Genomic DNA, 8,638 nt, shown 5'->3' with positions numbered 1-8,638 from the left:
GTCGCCAATCCCATGTGGAACCAGGACTGGTTCACCGAGGCCGATTACGACAACGACGAACTCGACCGCTTCCCCGCCGGGGCCGGCTTTCCCGGCATCTTCAAAATGCACAAATCTGCGCCCAAATTTTGCCCAAGTGAACATCTTTCAGTTCATCTGCCTGGAATCATGACGAGATGTTCCTCACGGGCGGAGTGCAAAACCTTATGCTGAATGCGCCGGTCGAAGGTCGCAAAGCATCCATCATGGTCCACCGCGAGTGCGAGCAGATAGACATCAGTAATTTGGCGGTGACCGATTACCTTAGTCCAGTCCAGTGAATTGTTGTGGAGCAGGTCGAGACTGTCGGGCCAGAAAGCGTGAGACCGGGAATCGGTGGCATCGGTTAGCCGCCCAGCGATATCCGCAATAGGCAAAGCTCCAGGATAGCCGGGTTGTGAGAGGATACGCAGGCAGCCGTTGACGGTAATCGGGCAGGTGGCCCAGCCATCACTCTGCTGTGCGAGCCAATGATGGGCAGCGCGGTGGTGGATGTGGGCGGCGTCGAGCAGAGCAATCAGTACATTGACGTCGAGCAGGGCGCGCATCAGAGGCCAGATTCATCGCGCAGCCGGTCGATAAGACTATCGGTGACGAGCCGGTTATTAGCTGGAATGGGGCGGAAGCCATTCACTACAGTGGTCTCTGGCGGCGTTGTGGATATGGGGAAATGGCCGGTAAACGCGACACGCAAAAGTCGGGATACTGCTGCACCTGCACTGATATGCTCACGCCGCGCCAGTTCACGTGCGGCTTCAAGCACATCGTCTTCGATATCCAGTGTGGTACGCATGAGACAGTCCTTCGTCGTGTTGGATGATCTGATGTTTTGATGCTATATCATCGCCTCCGAAGTCGTCAATAATAATCATTAAACACTTCAGAGCGACACTGGCATCAATATCCCGGTTCAATGCGGTTACTTTCCCTCTGCCTTCCGGCACTCGGCCGCACGCACTGTCAGCGCGGTTTTATGACGCTCCAAAATGCAGTTTCAGGCATAATGGAAAAGATATTTCAGACGAGGGCAGCATTTTGACGGATCGTACTCAATCCGTGCAGCGTTGGTTACCCATTTTACTGATTGCTGTTGCATTGATTTGGATCTTGCAGGATTTTTGGTCAGCCTTGGCCTGGTCGGCGGTGCTTTCTGTGGTTTTCTGGCCTTTTGTGGCGCGCATACCGGGGCGATGGCGACCTTTGGGCGCATTGTTTTTTGCACTGACTGCGGCCAGTTTGATTCTTTTGCCGCTGGCCTTTGTGATTTTAGAAGTGCTGCGCGGTCTGCATTTGCTCGGGCCATGGATTTCTGGGGAAGAACTATCGCACTGGGCTCTACCCGCCTGGATGAGTCAGCATTTGCCGCTCATTTTACTGGATCCGTTGCGGCATTTGTGGCGCGTTGCTACGGGTTGGCTTGGCGCATTTTTACCAGGAATCAGTGCAAAAAGTGTTCTTTTGGCCCCGCATTTTACGGGATTGCAGGTTCTTAGTGGCTCGGATGCGTTGCTGGCGCATGGGCAAATGGTGCTGAATGTTCTTGGCGGTGCCGAAGATACGGCTTTTAATGCCAGTCTGGCGTTGCTGCTCCTGTTTTTCTTTCTGTTGCATGGCGAAACGTTGGCTCAGGGACTGGCCGAACGGGTGACCGGACTGGCTGGTGCTGAAGTGTGGAAAGTCGTTTCCCGTGGTCTCGATATTTTGCGAGGCACTTTCTGGAGTGTCGTGATTACCGGTCTGTTTGAAGCGCTGTTGTTTTGGGCCTTATATGCCGCCTGCGGAGTGCCACATGCCTTGATCTGGGGGACGGTATCCGGGGTGTTTTCCGTGATTCCCTTTGGTGCTTCGGCAGTATTTACCGGTGTGACCTTATGGGTCTGGTTGGCCGCATCTGAACCGCTGCTGGCCTTGGTGATATTTATTGCCGGTAACATTATTACCACCTTGGCAGATAATTTGTTGAAACCGTTACTCATCGGTGGTCGTTCAAGAATGCCTTTCATGCTGATTTTTATGGGACTCATTGGGGGGCTTTCGGTGTTGGGTATTTTGGGCATTTTTGTGGGCCCGATGCTGATGGGCATGTTGATGGCCTGGTGGCAGGGGTGGAAGCGTGATGACGCAGAGCAGTCGAGTTGATATGCAGGACATAAAACCAGACACTATCGATAACGAGAAGAATTTTCAGCTGGATTGGTCGGCGCGGCTGATGTTTGTAGCCATTCTGTCCTCCATTTTTCTCGCGGCGATGGATCAGACTGTTGTTTCGACTGCCTTGCCGACTATTGCTCGTGACCTGAATGGCTTGGCTAAATTGCCCTGGATTGTTACGGCTTATCTGCTGACCTCCACGGTCTGTTTGCCGGTGTATGGCAAACTCGGTGACTTGTTGGGCCGCAAATATTTGCTGCAATCCGCTGTGTTATTATTTCTGGCCGGGTCAGCCCTTTCGGGATTGGCCCAAAATATTGATGAACTCATCCTGTTTCGTGCCTTACAGGGTATTGGTGGTGGTGGCTTACTGGTAACCGCCATTGCCTCTATTTCGGATTTTATTCCGATAACCCAAAGAGGCCGCTATCAGGGGCTGGTCGGCGCTGCTTTTGGTTTGGCCACTTTAATTGGCCCTTTTCTGGGTGGGTTTATTGTGGAGACGTTGAGCTGGCGCTGGATTTTTTATATTAATGTGCCCATTGGCATATTTGCTTTGCTGGTTATTGGCACCGCCTTTCCCAAACCTCTACGTACGGCTGAATGGATTATGGATGTCTGGGGGACCGTTTTGCTGATTACGGGATTAAGTGCGCTGGTGTTATTTGCCAGCCTGGCAGGTCCGATATTGGCCTGGAATTCTCCCGAATTATGGTTGATGCTGGTGCTGGGATTGGGTAGTTTCGCCGGGTTTTTCATCTTTGAAAAACACCATCCTCAACCATTGCTACCACTGTCTTTTTTTAACTTCAGGACGTTTACCCTGAGTGTCATCCTGTCTTTTTTTGTGGGCCTGGCCATGTTGGGTTCCATCAGTTTTTTACCCATCTATCTCCAGGATGTTCGCCATTTTTCACCTACCATGTCGGGACTCGAATTGCTGTATCTTTTGGTCGGAATGTTGTCCATGTCCATTATGGCCGGGCGGCGGATCAGCCATAAACAGCGCTATCGGGAGTTTCCCATTATCGGTGCGCTGCTGATCACGGTTTCTTTGGGTTGGCTTTCCAGACTCGGTGAGCAGACCCCGATGTGGCATATCGACGCTGCCTTGGTGTTGTTGGGCCTTGGTCTTGGCATGACCATGCAGGTATTGGTGTTGTCCGCACAATTGGCGATTCCGCATAAAAATCTAGGAGTGGCTACTTCGACGGTTACTTTGTTTCGCTCCATGGGCGGAACCTTGGGAGTGGCTGCTTTTGGTGCCGTTTTTTCCGGATTAATGGCCGGCGTGGCGTCATCTGCTGAACACGCTGCCATGATTGTTCAGACCTTGCGTACGGATTTTCTGATAGCTGCCAGTTTTAGTCTGGCTGCATTTGTCGGTGCCTGGTTTCTGGAAGATATGCAAATTCTTTTGAAAAAACGTCAGGATCGTTAAGTTCTATGTTAACCGGCGGCGGCTGTGCTGGCTTTGGATGCCTGTTCCCAAAGTGAGCGCAGCCTTTTGGTGAATCGTCCCTGGGGATAGTTGGCATGTAATATGGCCGCTGTGGTCCGTGCTTGCTGGTTCAAATTCAAATGCAGGTAGGATTTGGTTAAATAATAGAGCGCTTCTTGACGAGCCGGGCTGAGTTGATAATCAGTGATGACCCTGCTGCAGCGATTGGCGGAAGCCACATAAGCATCGCGAATATAATAAAACTTGCAGATATTCAGATTACGCTGGCCGAGAATGTCGATAATTTTGGCAATGTGCAGTCGGGCACTGACTGCGTATGGTGTCTTGGGAAAGGTTTTGGCCAGATAGGTGAACGTGTTTAATGCTTCATAGTCGGGAGTAGGGGTATATTCCGGACCCTCAATGCCTTCATATTCGGCAAGAGCCTTCAGATAATAAGCATAAACAACATGTGGATTTGCGGGATGTGCCTTGATGAAAGCCGAGGCTGCTGCCGCTGCCGCTTTGGAATCGCCAGACCGGTAATAAGCGTAGGCAGTATCCAGTTGGGACTGCTCAGAATAGGGGCCGTAGGGATATTCTGTCTGCAAATTTTCAAATTGCCGGATGGCTCGATCGTAATCGCCCCGATGCAGAGCTTCCTGGGCCGGTCTGAACATTTGCGCAACGGGTGCTACGTGTATGTGCTCGCTCTTTTTATCGGGTGTGCTGGCGCAACCGGACAAAGACAAGGTCATCAGCGCAGAAATAAAAAGAAATGAAGGTAAGGCGGTTTTGTAAGTACGAATGGTAAGCGGCGGCATCTCTGGTTCACTATTATTCAGGATCAACCAGTATGACGCCGACAATCTGCCAGAAGTTCCCCGGCTGCCTTAAATGGGTGCAGGCTCTTGGGCAGAAGCGGTTACCGGAACCATGGATTCAGCGGCATCAATGACGCCACGTTCGGTTTCGAGTACGTCTCCCCTGGCGCGTTCCCGTTCTACCAGATTAATCAGACGCGCTACCTGAGCTGGTTTGACAGCCAGATATTCGGCAATGGCCTTCATGTCTTCTTTCAACTGTGCCTGAATGGAATTGATGCCTTCCCGGCGGTTGATGATGTCTTCAATGGCCTCACGGGCCTTGTGATCAAGTTCCAATGTTTTCCTCTGCAAATGGTGGATGGTAGTCGCGCAGCAGTTTAGCACGATCTCATATTTGTGGACGCTGATCTTGGGGCATGACGGGATTTTGTGCGCTGGCCGGTAAATACTGCACTTGCTGGACTGCGACAGTTTCCATAGCTGAACTTGGGCCGGGCTGATAGTGCTTATCCTGATGGCCGAGCCAGACACCGATGAATGCCCCGAAGACAATGATTCCCATGGTTTTGGTCCAGAGCTGCAGAGTAGAATGATGCGTAATCATGATAAGCCTCCTTACGGTTACTGTATATAAATACAGTAAACCGATAAAAAGGAAAATGCAAGCCTTTCTGATGTCGCCAAGAACAACAGGCGAGGAACAACGGAGCAAAAAGCACCCACGGCAACTGCCGTTTTCAGGATTATGGACTACAAACTTTTGAAGCAGTCGGTGCTGTGATCATTGACCATGCCGACAGCTTGCATATAGGCATAGATGATGGTCGGGCCGACGAAGCGCATGCCGCGTTTTTTGAGATCTTTGGATAGGGCATCCGATATTTCGTTACGGGCGGGTACTTCAAGCATGCTGCCGGGACGGTTGATCAGGGGTTGACCATCGACAAATCGCCAGATGTACGCATCAAAAGAGCCAAATTCTTTTTGAATGGTGAGGAAAATACGAGCGTTATCCCGTGCTGCATAGACTTTCAGGCGATTGCGGATAATTTCCGGGTTGTTTAAAAGCGTTTCCAGCTCTGTGTCCGGCATCCTGGACACCGCTTCAGGGTCAAAGTGGTGAAAAGCCTGACGATACGCTGCCCGCTTTTTGAGGATGGTGTACCAATTCAGCCCGGCCTGACTGCCTTCCAGAATGAGCATTTCAAAAAGTTGCCGGTCATCATGGACGGGAACACCCCATTCCAGATCGTGATATTGCACATAATCTGCTTTGTTGAGAGGTACCCACGCACAGCGTTGCACACAAAAATCCGTTCGGTGAGAAACAAACAGCATCGTCTCCCGCCGAACGGTTCGCGTCAAATACCCTTAATGAGCGGCGGTTTGTGCGCTTACTTCCGCTTTCTGACCATTGATGTTCAGTACTTGCAACTGGTAAGGACCGGAACTGGTGTTGATAAAGCCCATACTGCTGACTGGCAGATGCAACATGGCTTCTGCCCCCAGACCTGCCTTCAGGCCCAGAATTTTATCCGGAGCAATTTGCTGGTAGGCAAAATCATTGTGGATATCTTTGGGATTCAGACGGGAAAGCTGCTTGCCATCCCAGGACTCCACGACTTTGCCATTATAATCCAGCAGACGGATGGCAATAATATGCGCCGGTACGGAAGCGGTTCCTGCATCAATATACATATGCACATCCACGCGACCATCGGGCAGAACCCGCACATCGGTCATTTTGACATGGTGGGCCTTCACGCCGGTAGGATCGCCGTGGAAGGGGGTGATCACTGAGCCACGATAGTAAGAATAGGTGGCGACAATGAAAATGACCGCAATCCAGAACAGGGTCAGGGCCAGCTTTTTGAAAGCGCCGTCAGACAGGGGCAGGGGTAAGCTGCCTCCCAGCCAGCGAAACCAGCCTTTCTGGGCCAAAGCCGGATTGCGTTTCATCATCCAGTTGTCAATGGAGTATGCACCACCACCAACGAGGAGCAGGGTGACGCCCATGCCGAAGTTGGATGCCGCCATGGTCCATTCATCAATACAGGTAGCCCCTTGCCATCCGAACATCAGCATCAGTGAGAAAGAAAGACCCAGGGTTAAAAAAGCCGCGAGGCGGGTCATGAAGCCGGATAACAACATCAATCCGGAAATGAGTTCAACCGCGCTGAAAATGATGACGCCCGCATACAGCAGGACAAAGTGGTGCAGTAAAAAAGCCACCAGATGATTCAAGCCAAGAATGGCTCCTGGCATGGCGGTTTGAAACTTGTAAGCCATCCAGTGTCCGGCCGGATTGATTTTCTGGGGGCCATAAATAAAGCGGCGGGAGCCACCACCCCAGTAAATCCAGCCCTGGACAAAACGCACGGCGAGCATGCCGATGGCCAGTATGCGCCACGCATGTTGCGTGGCTTGATCGGTTGCTGCAGATTTCATGGTCGTTGCCATTCTGAACCCCTGTTAAGCCTTATTTAAGCCTTGTTGGCGTTGAATTGCGGATTGACGTCCTTGACCGGTACGGCATTGATCCAGTCCCACGAGTTCCCCAGGTACATGGTGCCCCCGACAATGGTGGGATTCACGATGCCAAAGCGACCTCCGACATGATATTCGTGAACCATCTGACCGGTTTTAGGCTGAATGGCATAAATATCCGGTCCGGTAGAAATATAGAGCATATTTTCATAGTACGTCGGTGCACCGCGTCCTGCTCCGGCAGGACCAGGATTGGGTACGTGCCAGGTCCACGCCACTTTACCGGTATGCAGATTCATGGCCTCATAGGTCGAGGTGACAGGAGAACCGACATAAACCATCCCATCATGAATCATGGGAACCCCGCCCTTGAAGGCCGGAATCTTGGGGCCACGTCCCATATTGTTTGTCCACAGAACTTGTCCGGTATTGGCGTTAAAAGCCCTAACCAGGGTTTCCATGGTGGGTTTGCCATCCACCATTTTGGGATTGGCCACGGTATCCATGACGACAATGCCATTATCCACAACGGGGGATACATCGCCCATGCCGGTATTGACGGCACCGGGAATTTCACCCTTCCACAACACCTTGCCGTTATTGATATTCAGTGCATAAAGACCGGGGATGACGGACATGGAGACATAGACATGGTTTTTCCAGACTACGGGGCTGGACATGTTGGCTATGCCCCCTACATGGGTTTTCCAGATGGCCTTTCCATCTGTGGAGTGAATCCGGTAAATATTGCCGTCGCCGGTGCTGATGAAAAGCGAGTGGTCCGCATAGGCCGGGGTGGGCATGGCATCACCCTGGGTCTTGAAACTCCAGAGCAGCTTGCCGTCCTGACGATCCAGGCAGAAAATCCCGTTGTAACTGATATCCTTGCCGCGCCCGGCCTGCCTGGGATGCTTGGAATACTCCATGACATTGGCAAAATTGAAAGACACACTCCCCGCAGATAGATAGACCTTTTTGCCGACGACCAGAGGGTTACCCATGAGGGTGTTGGCTACTGGACTGCTCCGCCATATCAGCTTGCCAGTTTGGGCATTGACGGCGTAAGCGAACATATCATCGCTTTCCGCATACACGACCCCTTTGACCACCGAAACGCCCAGGGCATTTCCGTAAAACTGGGTTTGTACCGGGAGCGCTTCCTTGATGCCATCCACTTTTTCGCCGTAGGGATGGTTATCATCGAGCGGCCAGGCCCGGGCTTCAGGGAAATTCCAGCGGACGCCATCACGAATCCAACGGGGCGCGTTGTGCGCAACCGGGAATCCGGCATTGTGCTGAGGGTTTCCATAGGCGTGGGTCCACGCTGAAGGACCGACCTGATCATTTGCCTGAGGCGCATTTTGCGGTAAATATAGCGTCGCAAAGGGACTTTGGGGGTCCAGGGTATTGTTAATGGGACCCTGGGGAACCTGATTGGTCTGCGCCCAGGCGGTCCCGGAAATCAGGATGCTGACTGCTGATAATATGACTATCTTGCGGAATTTCATCACTGCTCCTCACGTATCGAAAATGTGGAATAACCTCGTTGTAAATGCACTCATGAGGCGTGCTGAATAATTAGAAAATTCTAATTTTTTAATGAATAATTCAGTATCATCATGGAGTTACTGAACCATAAACCTCTCGCTATAAGATATCAATAATATAACTGTAAAAAATTGAAACATGGTTA

Annotated in this window: 10 protein-coding genes; 2 read left to right on the top strand and 8 right to left on the bottom strand. The window is 51.5% G+C overall.

Annotated elements, in window-relative coordinates; translation table 11 throughout:
* Positions 1–152: 152 nt before the first annotated feature.
* A complete protein-coding gene (locus AC2VLY_RS00675; RefSeq protein ID WP_486893173.1) occupies positions 153–587 on the bottom strand; it encodes a TA system VapC family ribonuclease toxin in 435 nt (144 codons plus the stop codon).
* Positions 587–832, bottom strand: coding sequence for a hypothetical protein (locus AC2VLY_RS00670; protein ID WP_031575201.1), 246 nt, complete (start codon positions 830–832; stop codon positions 587–589). The genes AC2VLY_RS00675 and AC2VLY_RS00670 overlap by 1 nt, the downstream gene beginning before the upstream one ends.
* Positions 833–1,074: 242 nt before the next feature.
* Here AC2VLY_RS00670 and AC2VLY_RS00665 point away from each other — a divergent pair, with 242 nt between their 5' ends.
* Both AC2VLY_RS00665 and AC2VLY_RS00660 read left to right on the top strand, forming a co-directional pair.
* Positions 1,075–2,178, top strand: coding sequence for an AI-2E family transporter (locus AC2VLY_RS00665; RefSeq protein ID WP_010638541.1), 1,104 nt, complete (start codon positions 1,075–1,077; stop codon positions 2,176–2,178).
* A gap of 1 nt (position 2,179) precedes the next feature.
* Positions 2,180–3,631: an MDR family MFS transporter gene (locus AC2VLY_RS00660; RefSeq protein ID WP_300254531.1), complete on the top strand. Its 1,452-nt coding sequence runs from the start codon at positions 2,180–2,182 to the stop codon at positions 3,629–3,631.
* An 8-nt stretch (positions 3,632–3,639) separates the two neighbouring features.
* Here AC2VLY_RS00660 and AC2VLY_RS00655 read toward each other — a convergent pair whose 3' ends face one another.
* From AC2VLY_RS00655 to AC2VLY_RS00630, 6 genes are all read right to left on the bottom strand, one after another.
* Positions 3,640–4,455: an outer membrane protein assembly factor BamD gene (locus tag AC2VLY_RS00655; RefSeq protein WP_486893565.1), complete on the bottom strand. Its 816-nt coding sequence runs from the start codon at positions 4,453–4,455 to the stop codon at positions 3,640–3,642.
* A 69-nt stretch (positions 4,456–4,524) separates the two neighbouring features.
* Positions 4,525–4,794: a hypothetical protein gene (locus AC2VLY_RS00650; RefSeq protein WP_193651808.1), complete on the bottom strand. Its 270-nt coding sequence runs from the start codon at positions 4,792–4,794 to the stop codon at positions 4,525–4,527.
* 52 nt (positions 4,795–4,846) lie between these two features.
* Entirely contained in the window at positions 4,847–5,062 is a 216-nt protein-coding gene (locus AC2VLY_RS00645) for a hypothetical protein (protein ID WP_193651809.1), read from the bottom strand.
* 146 nt (positions 5,063–5,208) lie between these two features.
* Positions 5,209–5,796, bottom strand: coding sequence for a DNA-3-methyladenine glycosylase I (locus AC2VLY_RS00640; RefSeq protein ID WP_486893566.1), 588 nt, complete (start codon positions 5,794–5,796; stop codon positions 5,209–5,211).
* 33 nt (positions 5,797–5,829) lie between these two features.
* Entirely contained in the window at positions 5,830–6,918 is a 1,089-nt protein-coding gene (locus AC2VLY_RS00635; RefSeq protein ID WP_486921592.1) for a TQO small subunit DoxD, read from the bottom strand.
* A 23-nt stretch (positions 6,919–6,941) separates the two neighbouring features.
* Positions 6,942–8,453 carry an outer membrane protein assembly factor BamB family protein gene (locus AC2VLY_RS00630; protein ID WP_486921591.1) on the bottom strand — a complete coding sequence of 504 codons (1,512 nt, stop codon included), beginning with the start codon at positions 8,451–8,453 and terminating at the stop codon, positions 6,942–6,944.
* Positions 8,454–8,638 lie beyond the last annotated feature (185 nt).

It is taken from the genome of Acidithiobacillus sp. TH-A36 (assembly GCF_057473445.1).
Note: the sequence above shows the minus strand (reverse complement) of the source record. Positions and strands in the feature narration are given on the sequence as shown.